This is a genomic window from Sphingobacterium puteale, from assembly GCF_050986225.1.
Taxonomy (GTDB): domain Bacteria; phylum Bacteroidota; class Bacteroidia; order Sphingobacteriales; family Sphingobacteriaceae; genus Sphingobacterium; species Sphingobacterium puteale.
In genome coordinates, this window is sequence record NZ_CP158959.1 from 2,196,323 (window position 1) to 2,220,830 (window position 24,508).

27 protein-coding genes are annotated in these 24,508 nt (G+C 41.8%); 22 read left to right on the plus strand and 5 right to left on the minus strand.

The genetic code is table 11. The features are described from left to right. Positions 1-15: 15 nt before the first annotated feature. Positions 16-468 carry an Hsp20/alpha crystallin family protein gene (locus ABTV71_RS08980; protein ID WP_433902968.1) on the plus strand — a complete coding sequence of 151 codons (453 nt, stop codon included), beginning with the start codon at positions 16-18 and terminating at the stop codon, positions 466-468. A gap of 82 nt (positions 469-550) precedes the next feature. On the opposite strand, the gene ABTV71_RS08985 is transcribed toward ABTV71_RS08980, so the two are convergent. Then, complete coding sequence (locus ABTV71_RS08985) at positions 551-1,132, minus strand: DUF4126 domain-containing protein (protein WP_433902969.1); 582 nt, start codon at positions 1,130-1,132, stop codon at positions 551-553. 268 nt (positions 1,133-1,400) lie between these two features. On the opposite strand from ABTV71_RS08985, the gene katG reads away from it, so the two are divergent. Beyond that, entirely contained in the window at positions 1,401-3,680 is a 2,280-nt protein-coding gene (katG, locus tag ABTV71_RS08990) for a catalase/peroxidase HPI (RefSeq protein WP_433902970.1), read from the plus strand. Positions 3,681-3,908: 228 nt separating this feature from the next. Here the strand turns inward: katG and ABTV71_RS08995 are convergent, their stop codons facing one another. Next, complete coding sequence (locus tag ABTV71_RS08995) at positions 3,909-4,649, minus strand: YqjF family protein (RefSeq protein ID WP_433902971.1); 741 nt, start codon at positions 4,647-4,649, stop codon at positions 3,909-3,911. 204 nt (positions 4,650-4,853) lie between these two features. Between ABTV71_RS08995 and ABTV71_RS09000 the strand changes: the two genes are divergently transcribed. The 20 genes from ABTV71_RS09000 (at position 4,854) to ABTV71_RS09095 (ending at position 21,510) form a co-directional block, all read left to right on the plus strand. Further along, positions 4,854-5,309: a hypothetical protein gene (locus ABTV71_RS09000; RefSeq protein WP_433902972.1), complete on the plus strand. Its 456-nt coding sequence runs from the start codon at positions 4,854-4,856 to the stop codon at positions 5,307-5,309. A gap of 31 nt (positions 5,310-5,340) precedes the next feature. Further along, positions 5,341-5,685, plus strand: a complete 345-nt coding sequence (locus ABTV71_RS09005) for a hydrogenase maturation nickel metallochaperone HypA (RefSeq protein WP_077435628.1) — start codon at positions 5,341-5,343, stop codon at positions 5,683-5,685. 13 nt (positions 5,686-5,698) lie between these two features. Next, positions 5,699-6,427 carry a hydrogenase nickel incorporation protein HypB gene (gene hypB, locus ABTV71_RS09010; RefSeq protein WP_433902973.1) on the plus strand — a complete coding sequence of 243 codons (729 nt, stop codon included), beginning with the start codon at positions 5,699-5,701 and terminating at the stop codon, positions 6,425-6,427. Positions 6,428-6,440: 13 nt separating this feature from the next. Continuing rightward, a complete protein-coding gene (locus ABTV71_RS09015; RefSeq protein WP_433902974.1) occupies positions 6,441-6,989 on the plus strand; it encodes a hypothetical protein in 549 nt (182 codons plus the stop codon). Further along, positions 6,979-7,980 (plus strand): ABC transporter substrate-binding protein, encoded by a 1,002-nt coding sequence (locus ABTV71_RS09020; RefSeq protein ID WP_433902975.1) that lies wholly within the window; start codon positions 6,979-6,981, stop codon positions 7,978-7,980. The genes ABTV71_RS09015 and ABTV71_RS09020 overlap by 11 nt, the downstream gene beginning before the upstream one ends. Then, complete coding sequence (locus ABTV71_RS09025) at positions 7,977-8,993, plus strand: FecCD family ABC transporter permease (protein ID WP_433902976.1); 1,017 nt, start codon at positions 7,977-7,979, stop codon at positions 8,991-8,993. Before ABTV71_RS09020 ends, ABTV71_RS09025 begins: the two co-directional genes overlap by 4 nt. After that, complete coding sequence (locus ABTV71_RS09030; RefSeq protein ID WP_433902977.1) at positions 8,990-9,817, plus strand: ABC transporter ATP-binding protein; 828 nt, start codon at positions 8,990-8,992, stop codon at positions 9,815-9,817. The genes ABTV71_RS09025 and ABTV71_RS09030 overlap by 4 nt, the downstream gene beginning before the upstream one ends. A gap of 72 nt (positions 9,818-9,889) precedes the next feature. Then, positions 9,890-10,471, plus strand: a complete 582-nt coding sequence (locus tag ABTV71_RS09035) for a GNAT family N-acetyltransferase (protein ID WP_433902978.1) — start codon at positions 9,890-9,892, stop codon at positions 10,469-10,471. A 298-nt stretch (positions 10,472-10,769) separates the two neighbouring features. Next, entirely contained in the window at positions 10,770-13,208 is a 2,439-nt protein-coding gene (locus tag ABTV71_RS09040; RefSeq protein WP_433902979.1) for a TonB-dependent siderophore receptor, read from the plus strand. Positions 13,209-13,322: 114 nt separating this feature from the next. After that, the gene (locus ABTV71_RS09045) at positions 13,323-13,733 is read left to right on the plus strand and encodes a hypothetical protein (RefSeq protein WP_433902980.1); all 411 of its coding nucleotides are present in this window, start codon (positions 13,323-13,325) and stop codon (positions 13,731-13,733) included. A 160-nt stretch (positions 13,734-13,893) separates the two neighbouring features. Beyond that, positions 13,894-14,196 (plus strand): urease subunit gamma, encoded by a 303-nt coding sequence (gene ureA, locus ABTV71_RS09050; RefSeq protein ID WP_077435612.1) that lies wholly within the window; start codon positions 13,894-13,896, stop codon positions 14,194-14,196. An 18-nt stretch (positions 14,197-14,214) separates the two neighbouring features. Continuing rightward, complete coding sequence (ureB, locus tag ABTV71_RS09055; RefSeq protein ID WP_433902981.1) at positions 14,215-14,589, plus strand: urease subunit beta; 375 nt, start codon at positions 14,215-14,217, stop codon at positions 14,587-14,589. Next, complete coding sequence (gene ureC / locus ABTV71_RS09060) at positions 14,586-16,307, plus strand: urease subunit alpha (RefSeq protein WP_433902982.1); 1,722 nt, start codon at positions 14,586-14,588, stop codon at positions 16,305-16,307. Before ureB ends, ureC begins: the two co-directional genes overlap by 4 nt. A 155-nt stretch (positions 16,308-16,462) precedes the next feature. Beyond that, positions 16,463-17,047, plus strand: a complete 585-nt coding sequence (locus ABTV71_RS09065; RefSeq protein WP_433902983.1) for a hypothetical protein — start codon at positions 16,463-16,465, stop codon at positions 17,045-17,047. A gap of 9 nt (positions 17,048-17,056) precedes the next feature. Then, positions 17,057-17,602 carry an urease accessory protein UreE gene (locus tag ABTV71_RS09070; protein ID WP_433902984.1) on the plus strand — a complete coding sequence of 182 codons (546 nt, stop codon included), beginning with the start codon at positions 17,057-17,059 and terminating at the stop codon, positions 17,600-17,602. A 13-nt stretch (positions 17,603-17,615) separates the two neighbouring features. Further along, on the plus strand, positions 17,616-18,305 hold the full coding sequence (locus ABTV71_RS09075; protein ID WP_433902985.1) for an urease accessory protein UreF: 690 nt from the start codon (positions 17,616-17,618) through the stop codon (positions 18,303-18,305). An 11-nt stretch (positions 18,306-18,316) separates the two neighbouring features. Then, positions 18,317-18,955, plus strand: a complete 639-nt coding sequence (ureG, locus tag ABTV71_RS09080; protein ID WP_077435600.1) for an urease accessory protein UreG — start codon at positions 18,317-18,319, stop codon at positions 18,953-18,955. A gap of 2 nt (positions 18,956-18,957) precedes the next feature. Beyond that, positions 18,958-19,749: an urease accessory protein UreD gene (locus ABTV71_RS09085; protein WP_433902986.1), complete on the plus strand. Its 792-nt coding sequence runs from the start codon at positions 18,958-18,960 to the stop codon at positions 19,747-19,749. 43 nt (positions 19,750-19,792) lie between these two features. After that, a complete protein-coding gene (locus ABTV71_RS09090) occupies positions 19,793-20,683 on the plus strand; it encodes an urea transporter (protein ID WP_433902987.1) in 891 nt (296 codons plus the stop codon). Positions 20,684-20,709: 26 nt separating this feature from the next. Continuing rightward, the gene (locus ABTV71_RS09095) at positions 20,710-21,510 is read left to right on the plus strand and encodes a DUF2490 domain-containing protein (protein WP_433902988.1); all 801 of its coding nucleotides are present in this window, start codon (positions 20,710-20,712) and stop codon (positions 21,508-21,510) included. On the opposite strand, the gene ABTV71_RS09100 is transcribed toward ABTV71_RS09095, so the two are convergent. The 3 genes from ABTV71_RS09100 to ABTV71_RS09110 all read right to left on the minus strand — a co-directional run bounded on the left by ABTV71_RS09100 (position 21,507) and on the right by ABTV71_RS09110 (position 24,322). Further along, a complete protein-coding gene (locus ABTV71_RS09100; protein ID WP_433902989.1) occupies positions 21,507-22,394 on the minus strand; it encodes a helix-turn-helix domain-containing protein in 888 nt (295 codons plus the stop codon). The genes ABTV71_RS09095 and ABTV71_RS09100 overlap by 4 nt on opposite strands. A 426-nt stretch (positions 22,395-22,820) precedes the next feature. After that, positions 22,821-23,351 (minus strand): DUF1572 family protein, encoded by a 531-nt coding sequence (locus ABTV71_RS09105; protein ID WP_121125941.1) that lies wholly within the window; start codon positions 23,349-23,351, stop codon positions 22,821-22,823. A 227-nt stretch (positions 23,352-23,578) separates the two neighbouring features. Then, the gene (locus tag ABTV71_RS09110; RefSeq protein ID WP_121125940.1) at positions 23,579-24,322 is read right to left on the minus strand and encodes a GIN domain-containing protein; all 744 of its coding nucleotides are present in this window, start codon (positions 24,320-24,322) and stop codon (positions 23,579-23,581) included. Between the last annotated feature and the right edge of the window lie 186 nt (positions 24,323-24,508).

Consider the following 24,508-nt stretch of genomic DNA (forward strand, 5'->3'; position numbering starts at 1 on the left):
TTAAAAAATAAAGACATGTTTAAAAGAGATCATTATTCCAGCAGATATTCAAATCAAAATAGATTTTGCGGTCAACATTTCAAAGACCGTTTTGAAAAATTTCAACAGCATTTTTTTGAAGGCGAAACAGGACAGCGCGGGGAAGGACAGCAATTTGTTCCTGTAAATATTTCTGAAAATTCTGAGTTCTACGAAGTGCAGGTATTTGCTGCCGGCCGAAAGAAAGAGCAATTTCAGGTGAGTATAAATGAAGGAATCTTAACGATTTCCTGTACAGAAAATACAAACGATGCGACAGCTTATATCTATAAGGAGCATTTGGGTACTGCATTTGAGCGTGAATTTCAATTAAATGAACAAGTGCTTACAGATAACGTACATGCCAGTTTCGAAGATGGTGTATTAACTGTCATTCTTCCCAAGGATCTTGACAAGGTAAAAAGACCACAAGAAGTTATCATTGACTAGGTGAACAAACTATAACGGCTGATAATAGCCAAAGCAAGGTCCGGTTCTTTAGGAAACCGGACCTTTTGTATACCAGCTAATCTCAACTCTTTTTGAACTTCTTTTGCAATTGTTTTTTTCCAAACTTCCCGAAGAAATAGAATAAGGCGAAAACGACCAAAATAGCCATAAAAGGAACGAATACAGCCAAAATGGTTAAGACTGAGGAACCAATGGTCTCCATAGTCGAAATAATGAAATTTCCAAGACCTGCCGTACCGATTGAGGAAGCTGCCCTCGTACCAGCCAGTACGGTACTGATCGTTGCAGCGGTTCCTCCGCCAGCAATAATGGAAGCTGACCAACGAAAAAATGGAGAAATATCGGTAAACTGTATAGCAAAAAGCAAGGTGCCTGCAATCATTGCCAAGGGGATAGAAATTGTGTCCAGGATATTGTCCACACCTGGGATGTAGTAAGCAGCAATTTCAATAATCATTGCTATGCTTGTCGTAATCAGGACCAAATTAGAACCTGCCCAAGCCCATTCATTACTTACCTGAAATAATTCCAGACGACAGCCCAGGCTGAGCAAAAACAGAGGCATAAAAATTCGGAAACCTGTTGCCGCAGCCAGACTTATACCGATAAATGCACTGACTAGGTATGTGGATAATTCCCCCATGACAAATGAATGTTAGTTCTTTCTATTTGTAGAATAAAAAAAGCGTGTTTTTTGTTTTTAAAATTCTAGTGAACGGTCTGAATAAATGGGTGTCCTGTGTTCGTTGTAACTGTTTGTATTTATAATGTTTAGTTATATTTATAGATTTTGATTATATTATATCGAGTGATTCGATGAGCAGGGGATCGTGTATTTGTTTAATTTTATGAAAGTAAAAGTCAAACAATTTGATCATTTAAGGTATTATATAAATAAACTTTCTTTTAATATGGACAACAACGAAAAAGACATTAGCAAATGCCCATTTCACAATGGAACTATGCGCAACGCCGTTGCGGGAGGGGGAACCCAAAATCAAGATTGGTGGCCAAATAGACTTCGTGTGGATCTTTTGAGACAGCATGCGACAAAATCAAATCCAATGGATGAAGGGTTTGATTATGCTGAAGCTTTCAAACAGTTGGATCTGGAAGCCGTTAAGAGAGATTTGCATGCATTGATGACAGATTCACAGGACTGGTGGCCGGCAGATTTTGGACATTATGGCCCCTTATTTATTCGAATGGCCTGGCACAGTGCAGGAACCTATCGTGTAAGTGATGGCCGTGGTGGTGCTAGTACCGGACAGCAGCGTTTTGCTCCTTTAAATAGTTGGCCAGACAATGTGAGCTTGGATAAGGCACGTCGATTATTGTGGCCGATCAAACAAAAATATGGTAAGAATATTTCCTGGGCAGACTTATTGATCCTAACGGGAAATGTTGCATTGGAATCAATGGGATTTAAAACCTTTGGCTTTTCAGGAGGGCGTGTGGACGCTTTTGAACCAGAATTGGATGTATACTGGGGATCGGAAAAGACCTGGTTAGGTGGTGATGTACGTTATGCACATGGCTCTGAAGGGGTTGCTGAATCGCATGGTGTTTTATCAGCGGACGATGACGCAGATGGCAAACAACATTCCCGCAATCTCGAAAAACCTTTGGCAGCCGTCCAGATGGGACTGATCTATGTGAATCCAGAAGGGCCAGATGGAAATCCCGATCCTATAGCAGCGGCAAAAGATATCAGAGATACGTTTGGTCGTATGGCGATGGATGATGAAGAGACTGTTGCGCTAATTGCAGGTGGACACACTTTTGGAAAAACACATGGTGCAGGACCAGCCGATAATGTTGGTAAGGAGCCTGAGGCTGCTGGGATTGAACAACAAGGGCTCGGATGGAAAAGCAGCTATGGTACAGGGGTCGGTACTGATGCCATTACCAGCGGCCTGGAAGTTATCTGGACTCAGAAACCCACAGAATGGACGAACCTCTTTTTTAAAAACCTGTTTGAAAATGAATGGGAGCTTACAAAAAGTCCCGCCGGCGCACACCAATGGGTAGCCAAGGGAGTGGAAGCCACTGTTCCTGATCCTTTTGATCCAAATAAAAAACGTAGACCGACGATGTTGACAACAGATCTGTCTTTGCGCTTTGATCCCATTTATGAAAAAATTTCCCGTAGATTCTATGAAGATCAGGATGCTTTCGCGGATGCTTTCGCTCGTGCCTGGTTCAAATTGACACACCGTGATCTAGGTCCACGTGAACGCTATCTTGGAGCTGAAGTGCCAAGTGAAGAATTGTTATGGCAAGATCCTATTCCAGCCGTGGACCATGTCTTGGTCGATGCACATGATATTGAAGATTTAAAAGCGACTATTTTGGCTTCAGGTCTTAGTATCTCTGAGTTGGTGACGACGGCATGGGCTTCGGCTTCAACATTCCGGGGATCTGATATGCGTGGTGGCGCAAATGGAGCTCGAATTCGGTTAGCGCCACAACGTTATTGGCAGGTTAATAACCCAACCCAATTACAAAAAGTGCTAACTGTACTGGAAAAGATCCAACAGGACTTTAATGGTAAGCAACAGGGGGGTAAAAAAATATCTCTAGCCGATTTAATTGTCCTAGCCGGTGCCGCAGCAGTCGAGCAAGGGGCAAGAGCTGGTGGACACGCGCTTAAAGTTCCGTTTAATCCGGGACGTATGGATGCTTCTCAAGAACAAACTGATGTAGAATCAATGGGATATTTAGAACCTATTGCTGATGGCTTTAGAAACTATCGGAAGGGTTCCTACACAGTCTCTACAGAATCATTATTGATTGATAAAGCACAATTACTGACCTTATCTGTCCCTGAATTGACCGTTTTAATCGGTGGTATGCGTGTACTTCAGGCTAATTTTGATGGCTCTCAGACAGGTGTGCTGACCGAACGCCCTGGACAGTTGACCAATGACTTTTTTGTGAACCTATTGGATATGGGAACAGCTTGGACAGCAATTTCACAGGATCGGGAGCTCTTTGAAGGAACAGACCGTAAAACGGGCGCAAAGAAATGGGTTGCTGGACGCGCAGATTTGGTATTTGGTTCTAACGCTGAATTAAGAGCTGTTGCTGAAATCTATGGTAGTGCTGATGCGAAAGAAAAATTCGCTAAAGATTTTATCGCTTCCTGGAATAAGGTGATGGAGTTGGATCGTTTTGATCTCCATCGGTAGTCAGTATGGCAATTGACCCATGAGGTAAGTTAAAAAAACAGAAATGGAAGCTTAAAAACCGACAGTAATAGGAGGGGTTGTACTTTTTAATAGGTGCAAGCCCCTTTTTTTGTTCGGTATTTGATGTGAGAGATAACACATCTTTAGATAGAAAATATAAATCTCTCCCTCGAAGTTTGCATTTCAGTAGATTAATTTGTCCAGAAAACGTGAATGTAGGTACTAATGTTATCGTTGCTGAGGCTTGATTGTTACAGCATCCCAAGCCAGGACTTGTACACCTGGAGAGTAGTGTATCAACGCAATATTTTCATTATGGAGATGAATACCTCCTATCGTATAGCCCAACTGACATTCTTGCAATTGTACTGAAAACAAGGGCCATTCCGGATGATGGATGTCAAAACAATATATCCCATCGCCTTTGTCCAGGTAAAGGCAATAGCGTTCGGTGAGCCAGCTGTCAAGACTTGATTTTATTTTAATCTCATCGGTCACCTCAAATATCGTTTTCAACCTAAATCCCTTTCCTTGGTTAAGATTCTGGTATCCTTGTGCATCCCTTAGTATCGTGGACTTTTCGTAAGGTAGCCCTGATAACTTTCTCGCGACTAATGCGGATAAATATTTACTTGCTTCAATACTGATAAAATAAACGCCCTTTTTGCCGTCTTGCTCAATGTAGGTGCGTACATTTATTTCATAAAAGTCCGAGAGCGGTGGGAATGCAGGCAAATTTCTGGGGCGGATATTTTTCATCTCGAAAGCTACCAAAGAGACATAACAGCTTCCTTGGTGCTGATCGATTTGCAATCCGGCAGGAACCAATGGACGGAGCAGATCATAATCGACTTGAAAATGTAAAAAAAGTAGATCAAGCCATTCCTGATAGTATCGCCAGGGGCCAGTTGGCATAGGCCAGGGACGATGATTATAATCTCTTAAAACTGTTTTAATTTTTTGCGCCAAAATCTTCAATTTATGCCTCTAAGATCATTTTAATCTGGCTTTAACCAAATTTTAATTTAATATATGAAGAATTATGGAATTTTCTTTGGGCTTTTCCGATTTTGTGAAATAAAATTCAAGATTTGTGCTACTTTTTGTTATTTGATCGGTAGTAACTTTGTATTGTTTTTAAAAGGAAACTTGTTACTTTGTTAGTTTACAGCTATGTGGAAGCACTTTATTTTTCTAATTACAGTTCTGTTTGTTTCATTTAAAAGTTTAAATGCAAACAGTATTGTACCGAAAAGTGATAGTTTTCACCGCGAGATTTCTTCCCTAAAAACTGAACCAAATAAAGCTGATTTTCCGCTTTCAACCCTGCTAAAAATAGACAATCCAGATTTAGTTCCTTTATACCCGTCGATGCAATCTATCGCCGAATTGGACATCGAGAATAATCAGGATTGGTTGACAGATCGCTGGGTAGTTATCGTCGATTTGCTCTGGCACGAATTACTGCCTTCAGTATCGCAGAATGACTACCGTTATCTGCATATTTTGGATATTGAACCAATTCCCATAGCACGGTTCCTGCTTTTTGAGCAAATAAAATCCCATTTTAGCAATTTTGAGCTTTCATGCTTTACGGAAATTGAACGAAAAACCGTATTGCTTTTCTAAATTTATTTTATTGATTTCTTAAAATATACCCATGCACGAGCTAAGTATAGTAAAAGATATCTTCGATACCCTGACCTCGCATTACGAGACCAGAGTGGATGATATCCAGAAAATTCAGGTGACAGCCGGACTATTGTCCAATGTGCAGCCTGTGCTGATCCAAAATGCTTTTGACGCATTTATCACCGAAAATACCCATTACCGGGATATGGAAATGGAGGTTGTGGTAAATGATATCATCGCCTATTGTGAGCACTGTCAGAAGAACTTTCCTGTTCATTTTCACCGATTTGTCTGCGATTGTGGACAACCTTCGAGTACAATTGTTCAAGGAAATGAACTCTATATTTCCAAAGTAATTTTTAAACACGATTAAAAAATCATTTATCATGTCAGACAATACTCAAAATCCTAAAAGTCTAGGTAACCGCGTCGGTTCGGTTCAATGTGAAAATACAACCCTACATTTATTAAAAGCCAATGATTTTGTCGCCAAAAGTATCCGCGATAGACTGAAAGATGTATGTGTGGTTAATGTATGCTCTTCCCCGGGTTCCGGTAAAACAACGCTGATGCAAGAGACTGGAAAGCGTCTTTCCAAAGACCTGAACATTGCTGTGTTAGTGGGAGATCCTGAAACCGAACGTGATGCGATCCGTATGCGTGATGTTGGAATCAATGCGTTGCAGATTGTTACCGGCGGTATGTGTCATATTGAAGCTCAAATGATTCTGCAGGCGCTGGATCACATCGATATCGAAGGTATTGATTTGTTATTTATCGAAAATGTTGGAAACTTACTTTGCCCTTCCGCTTTTGATCTAGGTGAAGACTATCGGGTCACTTTATTGGCGACAACTGAAGGTGATGATAAACCCAAAAAATACCCACGTATGTTTTTGACCAGCGAATTGATGCTTGTTTCAAAAGCAGACTTGTTACCTTATGTGCCTTTCTCCGTAGACGCTGTGACAAAAGATGCACGTGAAGTCAATCCAAACCTGGAAGTGATTACGATCAGTACCTTGAATGGAGATGGCCTAGATAACTGGTGCGACTGGTTAAAAGAGAAAGTCCAACTGAAAAAAGACCAACAGAAAGTAGCTGCGGCGAAATAGTAAATGCGCGACGGTGATCAACGATCAGATCGAACGATGGTTGATCACAGCGCAAAGTTTGAATGATATATCCTATACAACAATGAATAGATTGCCTGTAACGATAGATACCATTGTGCCCCAGTACCAAGCCATCACTGATCAGGTAGATCGGGTATACATCGAATGGTTTGAAATTAATAAACGCCGTTTGACCAGAAATACCTTGTCTGGTAATACGATCTTGATGCAATTGGAGCAGGGGCAGGAGTGGCATCATGGAGATGCGCTGTACCACAATGGGGAACTGCAGGCAATCGTCACTGTTAAGCCTACCTTGGCGATTAGGTTTAACCCCTCGGATTTGGTTCAACTGGCAGATTTTGGTTATTTCGTCGGTAACCGACATCTACCGATATTCCAGGTTGATCAGCTCCAGTCTCTCCATTTGCCGTATGATGGTCGACTCTATGAGCAAATTGCAGCGAAATATGGTGCATCTGTCCAATTGGAGGAAGCGATATTGCTGTCTGAAAATCGGATTCGCCGGCAGCTAAAGAATAGCAGAAAGCATGAAAATTAGAATATATATAGTGCTGTTGTCACTGGTCTTGCTTGTATGCTTACAAGCCTGTCAAAACCAACAGTCCAATGCAAGTAAAAATGGGGTAAAGGCCATGGATAGCCGCGGCAAGGAAATCACATTGGAGCAACCGGCCCAACGTGTTGTTGTCCTGTATCCCTCTCTGGTGGATGAGGTTTATATGCTACAGGCCAGTGACCGATTGGTCGGTATTCCTGAGCAAGTCTATCAAATGGAAGATACCTATGCTTTTTTATCGAAATTAGATCCACGTATCGTTCAGAAAAGTATCGCCACACCAACTTTTGGAGGTCAGGCCAATAATGTAGAAAGCATCGTAAGCCTGAATCCCGATCTTGTTCTGACATTCAATACCGATCAGGATAATATCACACAGCTCGAAAATTTGGGTATTCCTGTCTTCACTTTTTCATCGAAAGATGAAACCAGTATCTTTAACGAATTGATCGGAATGGGAACGCTTTTGGACAAGAAAACTCGGGCTGAGGAAATTGTGAAATTTGTCGGCGATGAGGTCAAAAAGATGGCCGTTCCGCTCGATCAACCGCAAAAGAAGGTCTATTATGCCTGGTCCAAAGGACGTGTACTTTCGACCTCGGGAAGAGGTAGCCTCATTGATATGGCCATCCGCTTATCAGGGGCGGCAAATGCCTGTCCTTTGGAAATGGAAGCGCCAAATGTAGGCGCTGAAACAATCTACAAGTGGAATCCCGATCTCATGATTCTATGGAATTCCAAAAGTTCTGATGTTTATAATCTGAAAGAATTGGCCGCACTGCCTGCCGTAAAAAATAAACAGGTATTTGTGATGTCACCGTCCTTTCCTTTTGATCCACATACCGTGAAATTTATGCTCTTCGCCAAACAGGTGCGGCATTGGTGTTTCCCGAGTTATACCAAGGAGCAACTCGATCAGGATATGACAATGGCTTTTGAAAAATTATACGGTAAAGCGGGGCTTCTGCAATGATACTTCAATTAAAAAAGCTTTTATTGCTGGTGATATTGCCATTAGTGCTGCTCCTGCTTTCATTATTGATCGGCTCAAGTCAGCATATTGGTTTTATTGAACTTTGTCAGCGTATCGGATTGGAATTAGGACTTTATAAAGGAAATGATACGACGGTATTGATGGACAGCATGGATACCATTTTGTGGCAAGTACGTTTACCGCGGATTTTATTGACCTTTATGGTCGGTGCCGCTCTTGCCTCATCTGGGGGGACCTTACAGGCAATTTTTCGAAACCCTATAGTAGACCCATTTACGTTGGGGATATCTTCCGGTGCTGCTTTCGGTGCCGCCTTAGCCATGCTGTTTCCACTTTTGTCCGTCAATGTTTCGGCATTTCTTTTTGGTGTCTGTGCTGTGGCCTTGACTTACTTTGTATCCAATGCCGGTTTAAAAACATCCATCATTGGGATGGTTTTGGCAGGAATGGTTATTTCAGGGGTATTTACGGCGATGCTTACCCTGTTACAATATATCAGTGATCCGTATAAATTACAGGCTATTGTGCAGTGGACGATGGGAAATCTCCATACTGCCTCCTGGTCAAAAGTGCAGAACGCCTTTTTACCCATATTGATCGGATTGATCATATTGGTCTTATTGCGTTGGAAATTAAATTTGTTGGCATTGGGAGATCAGGAAGCAATTGCTGTGGGGGTGAATCCAAAACTCCTGAAATTGCTGATGATTGGGGTTGCGACCATGATCACCGCATCAGCTGTTGCTGCGGTAGGTGTGATTAGCTTATTCGGACTTATTGTCCCACATATCAGCCGTATGATTTTTGGCCCCAACAATAATATTGTCGTATGGGCGAATATCAGTATCGGTGGGACATTCCTGTTATTGATTGACGATTTTTCCCGTGCAGCCATGCCTTTCGAAATTCCGATAGGGGTATTTACAATGATTATTGGCGCTCCACTCTTTATCTACCTGATGCGCCGGAACGAAATTAACTGGAACTCATGAGCAAATCCATCCATATCGAAAACCTATCTTTTGCCTATGGTAAGGATCCTATTTTGCGGAACGTCAATGTGTCTTTTCCGGAAGAAAAGCTTTCGGTTATTTTGGGGCGGAACGGTAGCGGTAAGTCGACCTTGTTCAATGTTATTGCCGGATTGGAGAAACACTATCAGGGATCGGTATTGATCGGTGAAACAGAACGTAGAAACTGGAAGGTCGGTAAGTCAAATGTGCTTAAACTGGGTTTCTTAAACCAGTTTCATCAGACAACTTTCCCTTTTAAGGTGGCAGATGTTATTTTAACAGGACGTGCATCGTTCTCACGCTTTTCACCGCGCCGTGAAGATTTTGAGGCTGTGGATGCAATCCTGGAGAAATTTAATCTCACACATTTAAAACATAAATCTTATACTTCTCTGTCAGGTGGCGAACGGCAGCTGGTCTTGCTTTGTCGGGTATTGGTGCAACAACCTGATCTGTTGCTTTTGGATGAACCGACAAACCATCTTGACCTGAACTATCAGATTGCCGTTTTGCAGACCGCTAAAGAACTGGTTAAGGAGGGGACAACTGTGCTCTGTGTGATGCACGATCCTAATATGGCCTATCTTTTTGGTGACCATTTTTATTTGATGCAGGACAATACGCTGCTCGATCTGCAAGGAATGGATAGAGAACAGGTACGGAAAGTATTAGAACAAACCTATGAATTGCCATTGATCAGTCTGGAAAACCAAGGAAAATGGATGTTTGCTCCAATGCTTCATACACATAATTGGGTATCGCTACCATCCCTTGAACTAGATGGAGTAAATAATAAACTATAACCTGTCTTAAGAAATCGGCCAAGAAGGATACAAATCCATTTGACGGTATGGACGCTAAAAAACGAAAATAGTATGAATAAAATGGACATGCAAAGGACTGATCTAATCAGAAATATCGCAATAAGCGTAGTCACTGTACAGGACTTGGAAGTGGTGTTACCTTATGTCATTGAATTTCGGAAACAGCTGTTTCCCATGCTTGACCCGCAAAAGATTCCCAGAGATTTGCTGAACTTTAAACAGGTATATCTGGATGAACAAGCTGGAACATTTCTACAGGCAAGGGATAACAGTGGAAAACTGGTCGGTGTGATCGGTATGCTCGCTTATGACTATCGTTTTCCACATCTAGATTTAGACGCTCGGAAGACGGTCGAGGTCGCGCGTCTTTTTGTCGACCCCGATTACCGTCGTTCTGGACTTGGAACAGCACTTTTCCGCCAATTGACACAGGTGGCCAAGGAGAAAGCGGTCGAAAGACTTTACTTACACACCCATCCTTTTTTGGAGGGAGCCCATGAATTCTGGTTAAAACAAGGCTTCTATCTCAAAGAATTCTGCGATGAATCGGGCTTTCCGACAATTCACATGGAGCTACTGATGGGGCAGCCCAGTAAACGGAAATGTTTAGCGGAACTGGAATTGTCAAAATAAGGCTATCCAGTTTTGTGATGTGAATTCGAGCTGAATGCAAGAAGTAAAATAAATCAGCAATAGAAGATAAAAAATAATTCCAGAGGAGCTGTCCCTGTTTAGCATCTTATTTCAATAAAATCATCTTAGGTGAGTTTTAAACAGGGTATGCGCCATCTGGCTAATGAACAATTTATACAGATGAAACCATCATGATTTATTCAGCCCGAGCAAAGCGAGCTTATGACTGCCGCATAAAACATACTCTCGATGAATAAATCTGATAGCTTCATCACAATTGAAAAAACAATTTATACGGATGAAAAACACAATGAAAGCACTCGCTTTCGCATTATTGGCAAGTGCTGTCACACCAGTGGCTGTTTACGCCCAACAGAGCTTTATGATTTTTGGGAAGGTACAGGATGAAAACGGAAATCCAATTGCCGGAGTGACTTTGACACTTGAAAACCAGGGACAAAAGATCAGTACTGCCACGAATGGCGAATTTGCTTTTACTACAGCGACAACCCTTCCGGTACAATTGCGTGCCGAAGCGATCGGCTATAAATCACAACTTATTCGTATTGATGAGACTACATGGAATCCGAAAAAAGGAATTCGACTCATGATGGAAGAGGGAGGGCGGACCTTGGATGAAGTATTGGTTACCGGCCGTCGTAATAATTCCTATTTGACCAACAACATGGAGTTGGGCGGTAAGTTCGCTGGAAAGCTGAAAGACCTGCCACAATCTGTGGCTGTACTGAGTAAGGAATTTATTGAAGATAAGCAAGCATTTACAACAGGAGCACTAGTGCAGGACCTTGCAGGTGTCACTGAGGCTTCATCTTATGATGATGTGGTGATCCGTGGTTTTAAAAGCGGTTATGAAACTGGAGTCCGTTTAGTGAACGGTCTACGTTCGGGCTATGGTTATGGCAATAGTTATTATAATTCCCCACTAACAATCAATCTCGAAAACCTTGAGGTGCTGAAAGGCCCTGGAGCTTCTCTATTTGGCGACATTGTACCCGGTGGTACCATCAATATGACGACGAAAAAGCCTTTGGAAGATTTTAAAGGTCATGTCAGTTTTGCTGCCGGAAGTTTTGAAACCATGCGCACCACAGTGGATCTGGGCGGCCCATTGGATAGCGCAAAACGAATTCTCTATCGCTTTAATGCCGGCTATGAAGATACCAAAACCTTTCGCGATGTGAACCGTCAAAAACGGATGATGCTGGCACCTTCATTTACATTTAAGCCCGCTGCAGGGACAACCGTAGACATCGATGTGGTATACAATCAATTCAACGGTTATCTGGATCGGGGAATGGGGATAAAGGAGAATAACTTTTATGCCCTGCCACGTTCGTTTACTTTAAGTCAGCCTTCTGATTTCTATAATTCCAAGACTTTTTCATTTAGTGGACGATTGGCGCAAAGGCTGGCGGAAAATGTGAGCCTGAACCTGAGCTATATGAAATCAATCTATCAGGAAGATGTCAACGAGCACCGTACGCTAAATACTTTTGCGGATGCCCCACATAACACCATCATGAATATGCGTTTCTTTGACCGTCATGGCCGTGATTATACCGACAACGTGGTTGGATATATCAAATGGGATCTGCTAGGGGATAAAATTGACCACCATATCGTTGTGGGGATCGACTTCGCACAGTATCGTGGTGATAAAGAAAATCAGTTACGGGAAGCCAGACAGCAAACTGTGGATGGCAAAGTGGTGCCATTGACTTTTGATCTGAACAACCCGACCTATACCACACACGATCTGACCAATTACGTCTGGCGTACACAGGTCGCTTATCCTTTTTTGAGTCCCTATAAAACGACCGGTAAATACATACAGGATCAGATCAGCATTGCGGATCGTCTGAAATTAATTGTGGGGTTGAGGCATGAACATTATTCTTCGGAAACTATTGATGGACAGAATCGCTTTCATGCTACACAAAATGCCTTGTTGCCCCGTTTCGGTCTAACTTATGGAATCAACAAGCAGATTAATTACTTCGCAAGCTACTCGCAGGGTTTTGTACCGGTAGGCGCTAATTTTATCCAGAACTATAAAGACTATGGTGCAGATAAGCCTTTTGAAGCTGAACGCAGTTTTCAAATTGAAACTGGGCTGAAAACGGGCTTTTTTAAGGATCAGCTGCAAATGGATCTTTCCTTGTTTCAGATCGAGCGTAGGAATATGCTTATTGCAACAGGAACAATCAATGACTCGGGATTGCCGGAGTATAGACAATCTGGAAAAGCACTGTCACGGGGAGTGGAGCTGGATGTCCGCGGGCAGCTGACCAAAGAATTCCAGGTGATGGCAAATTATACGTTCAACCATACCGAAGTGAAGGCTTCTTCTGTTGCATCTGAAGTTGGGCAGGCGCTACCGGGAGCACCTAAAAATATGGCCAGCGCATGGTTAAAATATGTATTCTCCAATACTTCCTTAAAAGGACTCGGCTTTGGTGCCGGTGTTTATTATGTTGATAGCAAACGCATGGACAATAGCATTGGGAAGGATAGCGAAGGAAATGCCCTTTGGGGACAATGGCCTTCCTATACGACAGTTAATGCGGCGGCTTATTATCATATCGGTGCCATGAAAATGGCACTGAACCTAAACAATGTATTTGATAAATACTATTTTTTAGGGGGATTTGATTATACACGGGCTTTTGCGGGTGCGCCAAGAAACATTATGGTTTCAATTGGATATTCATTTTAATTAAAAAAAACAATCAAAGCAGGTTTTTCGACAAATTTAGACTATTTAATTCAAGATTTGTACTAGTGAAGTGGCCTGCTTTGGTTGTAAATTTGGGCAACAAATAATAGGATTGTGAATACATTGATTAGGCATAGTTTAGTTTTTTTAGTTTTTCTTTTGAGCGTCCTGCTCCTGAAAGGAATGACTATTTCTGAACAGCTCAAAGTTCATAATTCCTCAGGTACATATCTCGGTTTATCCAGCACACATAAACAAATTGACAAAGGTGCTGGTCAACCTGAACGGGAAAATATAGTTGCTGCTGTACACGATCATGACCTTTATGATGTCAGTGAACAGGTCGACTTAAAAGATGAATGGAGTAAGCTCCTCGGTTGGACCGTACTGTACATTTGTCTTTTTATATTTTGCTATCCTGCATGCCTCAACATGCGGAATAGCAGAACACCTTACATGGATCGATTGGTCCTACCACCCAAATACATTCTTTTCCAAAGTTTAAAGATCCCATTTCAGGGATAATCCTTTCTTTTTCTTACAACGCTTAGAACTGAAACGCTATGCCGTAAGCTTTTGCTATGGGCTTTGTTTATCAGATTTTTTGAACGATTTTTTTAAAGTCGTCAGGGCTTGTACTGACTTGTTTTCGACTGAAATAACAACAATTTAAATAATATTTTATATGCATTTATTACCTAGAGAGACAGAGAAGCTATTGCTTCATCTTGCCGGTGAACTAGCAAAAAAACGTAGAGCTAGAGGACTTAAACTAAATTATCCGGAGTCTATTGCATTGATCAGCAGTGAGCTTTTGGAAGCTGCACGTGATGGCCGTACTGTGGCTGATTTAATGCAGTATGGCGCGACATTATTGACACGTGAAGATGTCATGGAAGGTGTGCCCGAAATGATTCACGATGTGCAGATTGAGGCGACTTTTCCGGATGGTACCAAATTGGTGACCGTTCATAATCCGATTCGATAATTGTTAAAAATAGAATTTATGATTCCAGGAGAATTTTTTATAGCGGATGGCCATGTCATCTGTAATGAAGGTAGGGAGGTTACGACCATTACCGTAACAAATACAGGGGATAGACCAATTCAGGTAGGTTCACATTTTCACTTCTTTGAAGTGAACAAGATGATGGAATTTGACCGTGCAAAAGCTTTTGGCAAGCGACTGAATATTATCGCAAGTACAGCGGTGCGTTTTGAACCGGGGGAATCCAAAGATGTAGAATTGGTTCCTTATGCAGGTGCCAGAAGAATCTACGGGCACAACGATTTGGTAAACGGTGATACTGAAACTGAGGCGGCGAGAGAAAATGCAATGAAGAAAGTGAAAGAACAAGGCTTTAAAAACAAAATATCATGAGTTTAAAAGTTAGCAAAGTAAATTATAGCGCCATCTTTGGCCCTACAGGTGGCGATAAAATCCGTTTAGGCGATACTGATATCATTATCGAAGTTGAAAAAGACTACGCTTATTATGGCGATGAAGCCAAATTTGGTGGTGGTAAAACCGTGCGCGACGGTATGTGCCAATCTTCGGTTCACACACGTGATGAAGGTACTTTGGACATGGTGATCACCGATGCGATCGTGATTGACCACTGGGGTATTGTGAAAGGGGATATTGGTATAAAGGATGGTAAGATTGTCGGTGTCGGCCGTGCAGGAAATCCAGACACTATGGATAACATTACCCCAAATATGATTATTGGTGCTTCTACCGAGGTTCATGGCGGAGCTGGTTACATTTTAACACCAGGCGGTATTGATACACATATTCACTACATCAGTCCGACACAGGTGGAGACAGCCCTATATAGTGGTATTACCACCATGATCGGCGGTGGTACAGGTCCAGCGGACGGGACAAATGCCACCACCGTAACGCCAGGGAAATGGAATATCCGTCGAATGATGCAGGCGGTGGAAGATCTACCGATGAACTTTGGCTTCTTTGGAAAAGGAAATGTGGGAACTGAACAACCCATTGTTGAACAGATTGAAGCCGGTGCTTTGGGAGTTAAAATTCACGAAGACTGGGGAGCAACACCCGCAACAATTGATAGAGCATTAACGGTAGCTGATAAATACGATGTACAGGTTGCTATTCACACGGATACATTAAATGAAGCGGGTTTCTTAGAAGATACGATTCAAGCAATCAACGGTCGTGTAATCCATACCTTCCATACAGAAGGTGCCGGCGGTGGTCACGCTCCGGATATTATCAAGTCGGCAATGTATCCAAATGTATTGCCAGCTTCCACAAATCCGACACGTCCATTTACAAAAAATACCATTGATGAGCACTTGGATATGTTGATGGTTTGTCACCACTTAAGTAAAGAAATTCCTGAAGATGTGGCTTTTGCCGATTCACGTATCCGTCCGGAGACAATCGCTGCTGAGGATGTATTGCAAGATCGTGGTGTATTCAGCATCATGAGTTCAGATTCACAGGCAATGGGTCGTGTAGGTGAGGTTATCACACGTACATGGCAGACAGCTGACAAAATGAGAAAACAAGTAGGTCCGCTACCTGAAGATGAAGGAAAAAACAACGATAACTTCCGTGCACGTCGTTATGTCGCAAAATATACAATCAACCCAGCGATTGCACATGGTATCTCAAAATATGTAGGTTCTATCGAACCGGGTAAAATCGCGGATATGGTTATTTGGCGGCCAGCCTTGTTTGGTGCTAAACCGGAAATGATTATCAAAGGTGGTATGATCATCGCGTCCAAAATGGGAGATGCCAACGCATCCATTCCTACACCACAACCGATTATCTTACGTACAATGTTCGGCGGATTGGGAAAAGCTGTTCATAACACCTGTTTCAACTTTGTTTCCAAAATTTCATTCGAAAACGGCATTAAAGAGGAATATGGCTTAGCAAAAGGGGTACTTCCTGTAGAAAACTGTAGAAATATCTCCAAAAAAGATATGATCCACAACGACGCTACACCCGAAATTATCGTTAATCCGGAGAACTATGAAGTAAGTCTGGATGGAGAAATTTTGCGTTCTCAGCCAATTGATACCGTTTCTTTAGGACAGTTGTATTTCTTGTTTTAATCTGAATGGAGACTACCAGGGCTTGATCTTGCATCAGGCCATATAAATGAAAAACACATGAATAAAGCGGTCATGAGCCAAACGTAGCGCTGATGATCAATGAGCAACGGAACGCTCATGACCGTTTTATTGCCCTTAAAAACAACGATATATCAATGAGAAATTTAAAAATATTTTTGGGATGTTGTCTGGCAATAGCATGCTTTTCGATACAATCGGCCTCTGCTCAAAAAGGCGGAATCATGCTGTATGGTTCGCTCAATTACCATGAAACCGCTGCTGGCCACCAATTTAGTGCGGCACCAGTGGGCGTAGGCTATTTTTTTAATGACAACATGAATGTGGGGATAAATTATGGATTCAACAACGCTTATACGAAGGCGCTTGACTTTACAGATCATTCCCATGAAGTTGGTCCATTCTACAGCAACACCTGGCCGTTAGGAGAACATTTTATGTTGATCGGTCAAGTGGACGCACATTACATCTGGGGTGACCAGCATGTTGTTAATGCATCCGGAGGCATAGTGGATGGAAGCTACAATGGTTTCCTGTTCAGAGTGTATCCGTTAGTGGGTATTGATCTCGGAAAAGGCTGGGCTTTGAAAGCAAAAGTCGCGGAGCTCTCTTACAAGAAGAAGCATGGCAAGGATGCTGTTATTCCAGATGATCACGAAGTGATTACAGGAATCAATGGCTCAACTGTGGGATTGGGATTGTCAAAAAATCTATTTTTTTAAAGAACGAAAATGATTATCACAGAAATCACAAGGAATATCAATCGCGAGCAGACCAATAAGCGTCATGATCTGCTGTCGATTGAATGGTATGAATCCACCAAACGTATTCAGCGTCTTCGTACAACGGAGGGGATGGATATTGCTGTAAAATTATTGGGCAATACTTCCTGCTTGCAGGACGGCGATATCCTGTATGAAGATGAAGAAAAAATAGTTGTGGTTACCATCAGACCCTGTGAAGTTATCAAAGTGATGGCAATTGATTTCCTTCAGATTGCTTTTGTCAGCAGTGAAATCGGAAACAAACATTTGCCTCTATTTGTAGAGGCAAATGAATTGCTGATGCCCTACGAACGCTCCATGTACGAGTGGTTGACAAAAAATGGATTTGACCCTGTGTGCTGTATGCAGCAGCTGCTGAACCCACTCCATGCAAACGTAGACCCAAAGCATCATCAAAAGTTGAAATTTTCGACAAAAAATATCCCGCTGTTCATTCAGGAGAAAGAGGATACTGGTATTGCGTCGACGGTCGCATCAACAAATAATGAATAAATAATTTATGTCAATGAAAAATACTTTTCTGGGCAAGTTGCTCCATCTCGCAGATCCGACGCTACCGATCGGTGGATTTACCCATTCAAATGGGCTGGAAACCTATGTGCAGCAGGGCTTAGTCTGTGATAAAGCAACTACTGACAAATATGTGCGCCATAATTTATGGTACAATCTAAAGTATAACGATGCTGCGCTGATGAAATTGGCGTACGAGGCCACCACATCCGAGGATTTAAATGCATTGATCGCTTTGGATCAGGAGTGTACAGCATTGAAGAGTCCAAAAGAGATCCGGGAAGCCAGTAAAAAACTGGGCGTACGCATTTACAAAATATTTAGCCGTTATCAACAGCAGGATTTTGTTGTTGCCTGGGGCAAATTGATTCAGAAAAAGGAAGTGGATAGCCACTATTGTTTGATGTATGGTATGCTGGCTTCGGTATTGGAAATTCCTTTGGAAGAAGCATTACATGGCTTTTATTACAATGCGGCTATCACCATGGTGACGAACGCCGTGAAACTCGTGCCGCTCGGACAGCTCGATGGTCAGGATGTTCTTTTTGGCCTACACGATGATATACTTGGGCTCTGTCACGAGACTTTAGCAGTTGAAAGAAATTTAGTGGGGCTGTGCAATATCGGATTTGATATCCGCGGCATGCAACACGAACGATTATATTCTAGAGTTTATATCTCTTAAAATCAAATACAATGGAAAATAGAAAATATGTTAAGATCGGTGTCGGCGGTCCTGTGGGTTCCGGCAAAACAGCGTTATTGGAAAGATTGAGCAGACGTCTGGCAAATGAGTTAGATCTGGCGGTTATTACAAATGATATCTACACCAAAGAAGATGCGGAGTATATGGCAAAAAATAGCTTATTACCCCGTGAACGTATTATCGGTGTTGAAACAGGAGGTTGTCCACATACCGCAATACGTGAAGATGCGAGTATGAATCTGGAAGCTGTAGACGAACTGGCTAGCCGTTTTCCTGATCTGGAACTTATTTTGATCGAAAGTGGAGGCGACAACCTCACTTCAACCTATAGCCCGGATCTGGCAGATATCACCATTTTCGTCATTGATGTCGCTGAGGGTGAAAAAATGCCTCGTAAAGGTGGTCCGGCGATTACACGTTCGGATCTGTTATTGATCAACAAGAAAGACTTGGCACCTTATGTGGGCGCGAGCTTGGAGGTCATGGAACATGATGCCCGTATGATGCGCAAAGGTGCTCCATTTTTGTTCTCCAATTTGAAAACTGGCGACGGTCTGGAAGAGATTGTGGGCTGGATCAAAAAATATGCATTGCTTCAAGATATTGAAGAACCTAATTTACTTCGTTAATTATGATTTGTTCTTTAGCCGTCAAAATAGCACATCGTGAAGGGAAATCCTTTATGAAGGATGCTTATGTCACTCAACCTTTTCGCATTGTCCCTGTCGGTCAATATCAAAAAGACAATGCGGCTTATTTGATGATCATGAGTTCCTCACCGGGATTGTTGGATGGTGATGATCATCAGATCAAAATTGATATTGCGCCGGGAGCAAAATTACAGTTGCAGACGCAGGCTTATCAGCGTCTGTTTCATATGAAAGGGCATTCTTCGCAAACAATGCAGGTGACTCTGGGCGAAGATTCCGTGTTTTCCTATGTGCCCCACCCAGTGGTGCCACAGCATTCCTCTCATTTTTTGAGTCACAACATTATCCATCTTGCTTCCAATTGCCATCTACTACTGAGTGAAATCGTGACCTGTGGAAGGAAAATGTCGGGGGAGGAATTTCAGTACAATCATTTTCAGAACCTGACGAAATGTTATGTGAATGGTCGACTGGTTGTAAAAGATAATGTGCTGTTACAACCGGATCGTATGCCCATTCAGGAATTGGGCATTCTGGAAGGATATACACACCAAGGAACACTGATCTATCTGAATAGTGCCGGGGTCAGTCCAGACGAATGGATCGAAGCATTCTATGAGAAATATGGGGAAACCAAGGATGTTGCCTTTGGTATCAGTGCTTTGCAACATGATGGTTTTATGGTGCGTGTGCTGGGCTATGGTGCCGAGCAACTTTACCTTCTTTTTAAAGAGATGCAAAGTGCTCTATGGGAAAAATTATTCCTGAATTAAATAACGGGGATTGAATACAATTTTTAAATAACAAATTATTCTAATGAAAAATAACATCCTGACTTTTGTTAAAGCTGTTTTTAAGGGATTCGGACAGATTATGTTACAGGGTAATAGCTGGACTGGAGTCCTGTTTATTGGGGCTATTATTTATGATTCCGCACTCATGGGATTTGCCGGGATACTGGCGAATCTTGTCGGGGTAATCACAGCGAAATTGATGAAGTTTGACGAGGAGCATATCAATGATGGGCTCTTTGGATTTAATGCCACATTATATGGGATTGCACTGGTCTTTTATTTTCAGGCTAATATCTGGGTATGGGCCTCCTTGATTATCGGTTCTGCATTGACCACGATTTTAATGGGCTTTGCGCTAAAGAAAAATATTCCTGTATTCACCTTTCCATTTATCATGATCACCTGGATTGCACTATATGTATTGAGTATTCCAGAATTGGCTTTACGGACGGTTCCAGAGCACTTTGTGGATATTGAGGAAATGGACGATTTCCTTATTGAGGGACATGCCTTTGGTCAGGTTATTTTTCAGGGTAGCTTAGTTGCGGGATTAATCTTTTTCATTGGTGTTTTTATCAGTAAGCCAATCGCGGCGTTATATGCTTCTGCCGCTGTAATTATTAGCGTTTATATCTCGCATCATGGGCATGAATCAACCGATATGACCAATAACGGGATCTTTAGTTTCAACGCAGTTTTATGTGGGATTGCTTTGAGCGGGCAACGCGTTAGAGATGGTATTTATGTACTCATTGCGGTTATTATCGCAACCTATTTTGACCATTTTCTGATTCATAATGGTTGGACGACGCTAACGTTTCCTTTTGTGATCGCGATGTGGGCAATGGAGCCTGTCAAACGACTGGACAATTGGTTGGTGGCTAAATTTTCCGCGACAGCGGAGACTTCCTAGTCTTTTTTTTGCTAAAATTTTATCTGATGTTGAAATTTCGTTTTATAAATCTATTCCCAATAATGTTGTTATTGGGAATCCATATAAACACTGTATATGGGCAGGTAAGTCCGCCTGGGCTTGGTAAAGCCAAAACGGCCTCCTGGTCGGTGTTGGGCCTGCGACGCAAGCTGGACAGTGCCGGAACAAAGGAAGCACTGACCTATATCGGCCTGGGAACCAAAAGTACACCCGAGGACTCTAATCCTTTTCATAAGCAGGCCATCTGGGTGTTGAATCATGAGGTCTATCACAAATTTGCGCCAAATCAGCAATATAGCTATGCGCTGAGCTACAGGCGTCAAAATGTATATGATGAAAAAGTGCCCTACCACGATGAAGGAGTGGAACAGGAATTCCGGTTGTATGGACGTTATGCTTATACTTTTAAACTGGCTGAGCGCTGGAAATGGAAAAATACACTACGGCAGGAGTTCCGGAAATTTTTTACTGCAGACTTTCACAAAGCAGAAGAGAATTTTCAGTTTAGAACCCGACTGAAATCGCAGTTGAATTTTAAAATATCCGATAAAAATAAGCAGGAACTGGCGCTGAGTGCCGAAGGTCTTTTTGCAATCAGTAAACTGAACGAACCGGATGCTTGGTCGAGCTTTGGTTACAAGGAAACACGTTTGGGTTTTTACTATATGACAGATATCCCAAAGACGCCTTTACGATTGGATGTAGGCTACATGAATGATCTGATCAAAGGCTATGATCAAGTGGATTTTGGTGTGCATTATCTGGCGGTTGACCTCATTTGGAACCTGCCTTACCATAAACATTAGTCTGCCATAAACTTATGTTTTCGATAATCACTGGGTGAATACCCGGTGATTTTTTTAAATAGCCTAGTGAAATAGGAAGGCGATTGGAACTTCAGTTCGAAAGCTATACCCGCAATATCTCTCGTGGCGTCCTGCAAGAGGATCTGGCTATGCAGGATACTGATTTCAGTAATCCATTGCTTGGGTGGCTTATTGGTTGCCTCCTTCACACATTTGTTCAGGTAGTTTTCGGAGATATGCAATAGATTGGCGTAAAACAATACATTTTTATGGTCAATATGGAACTTCTGGACATATTCACGAAAGCGAAATGCAATATCCAATTGCCTGCTCATCGGTGCCTTTGTTTCGATATCAGACTTGATCACCTTCAATAAGATGCACTGCATCATCGAGATACATACTTCCATGACGCGACCTTCGGTAAAAAGTTCTTCCTCCAAAAGAATCAGCATTTGCTGAATCCAATGGGCAACGTGCGGCTTTAATGTCGTGAAGGGATGGGAATTGAAAAATTTGATGTCATTGATCCCAAGTTCGATATCAGTGACAATCTCATTTTCGTAAACCACAAAAAAACCTTCTACATCGTCCGATATGGCCAGCGTTGCGGTGATATTTCCCTGTTTAATATTAATAACCTGATTTTCGGTCAGCGTATAGGATGCTGATTCCAGATGTTGTGTCAGTGAACCTTTCGTGACGAAAATTAGAAAATTGAAGGTAGTACGATAGGGAATAACCGGCATTAAGATGCTCCGGAGATAATTTTCAATTCGATAGACTTGAATTTTACTTTCGTTAAATAGATTATGCTCAGAAACATCAGGTAAGAATAACTTTTTATACTCGTAATTGTTGATAATCTTAATCGAATTTTTCATCGGTATAAATTTGTTTATTCATTAATCAATTTTCTCTTTAAGGCATTATTCATAAGCATTTATTTTCAATGGTATTCATGAGCTCGCTTTGCTCGGTAATTCAATCCCCAATGTGATTAAATAAATCATGATGGTTTCATCTGTAAATAATTATAAATTGCCTGTCTACGCTCTGGATCAATGAATTTTCCGTACTTGCTATCTGTTTTACACCTCTAAACAAACTAATCCCAATGGGATTGAATCGTAAAGGAATTAGTAATGGTAGATCACACAAATATAATCAATTCTTTGCTAAAGAACACCTAAAACAGTGCCTTGCATGTAACGTTTTAAACGGATTTGTGCGGCACGATTACAATTGAAAAATTTAGACGAAAACGCTGCCCAATCGACAATTGGGCAGCGAAAGTCGATCGCTATCAGTTATACTTTTTTGCTTTGACCAAATTTTTCCCGGTTAAAATCTGCAGATTTTCCCTTTGGAATGGATAGCGAAGTCCATTGCTCATCCTGGCACATTTTTCCGATGTAGACGATCTGTCCGACATGATAAGGGTAGTGGGCTAGCTGACGATGGATGGCCGCCAATACGCTATGGCCTTCGCCCCGGATAAAGATTGTTTTTGTCAGATCTTGCTCATTTAAAGATTCAAGTGCTTGAAATAAACAATCCCAGCCTTCGTTCCACAGTGTGAGTAGTTGTGCTCTACTCATCTCGGTATGCTCGAATTCCATGTCGCGGTTTCTTCCTTCTTTTTCACCGTCGGTATTTAAAAAATCAGTCCAACGCGAAAGCATATTCCCGTGAAGGTGTTTCACAATGAGGGCGATACTGTTGCTGGAGGAGTTGAATTGCCAGAACAATTGTTCATCCGTCAATTGAGTAAAAGTCTTGTCCCCCAAAGATTTGAATTCCCGAAATTGCTTGAGGCTACTTGCTAAAAAATTTTCCATTGGATTATGTGCTATGTATGCTTGTGTTTCTTAGCACAAGATACGAAAATACCAGGTGATATCCGTTGAATTGGCTCCCGTTAACAGGTTATTAGGGGGAGCCCAAGTCATTTTCTGGTCGATGAAGGTAGGGCAGAGAAAAAAAGGTGACACTGGGGAGGGTGCCACCTTTAGCTAACTAAACATTAAACATAAATAAACAGTCTTTTTAAAGACCTAAACTAAAATTAGATAACAATTCGGCCACTTGTCGATTTGTCAACTTGGACATTTCGTGGCTGATTTTTTAAGGAGATCTTTGCCGAGGTAGAAACTTTACCGCGCAGATTATCCTTAACACTTAGGGTTACACCTGAGGATGTGCTGGCATTGACCTCTGCATTGCTTGTTGTAAAGGAAGCCATGTCCACTGATGCGGAAGAGTTGGTACTTAAATCCAAATTCGTCGCACTTCCAGCAATTTCTTGTTTTGACGAACTTGTTGAATTTACCGTTAGATTCTTTGCACTTACCTCCGCCGTTAATCTGCTTGAGGAACTTGTCGAAAGCGCAATATCGTCGGCAATTAATTTTTTAAGCGAAATACGGGCGGATGAAGAAACGTTAACAGCTATTTTGCTAGCTTTTATGGTCTCGTTGCTGTAGATTGATCCACTCGAAGAAGCGGAAAAACTTGTCGGAATTTTACTTGAATATACCGTTACGCGGTTGTTTCTTGCATTTCTGATCTGTGAATTCCGTTTGTATTGTACATGTAATATACCATTCTTTACATTTGTTTCTATCAGTGACAGATGCTCCGCATTGTCTGCTTCAACCACAACTTCGTTTCGGTTGGAGTGAATATAGTCAACACGTAACGAAGTAGCTGCGGAAATGCCATCCGGAGCGGAAATCTTACGGATCTCACGCTCTTGAGCCTGAGCTACATACAAAAATGAAATAAAGGCGATGGTTAAGATTCTTTTCATGGTTTTGTCTATTATTAGTTTTTAATTTTAAGCAATTATAATTTCTATTTTAGTTTTCATTTCGAAAAGCAGCCTCATTTCCTGACTTACTAATATAATAGTGGTGCCAAAATGTAAAAACTATGTAAAACACTGATAGACATGCTTTTTTGTTTTATTGCATTTTTATCTATTGCCCATTTATGA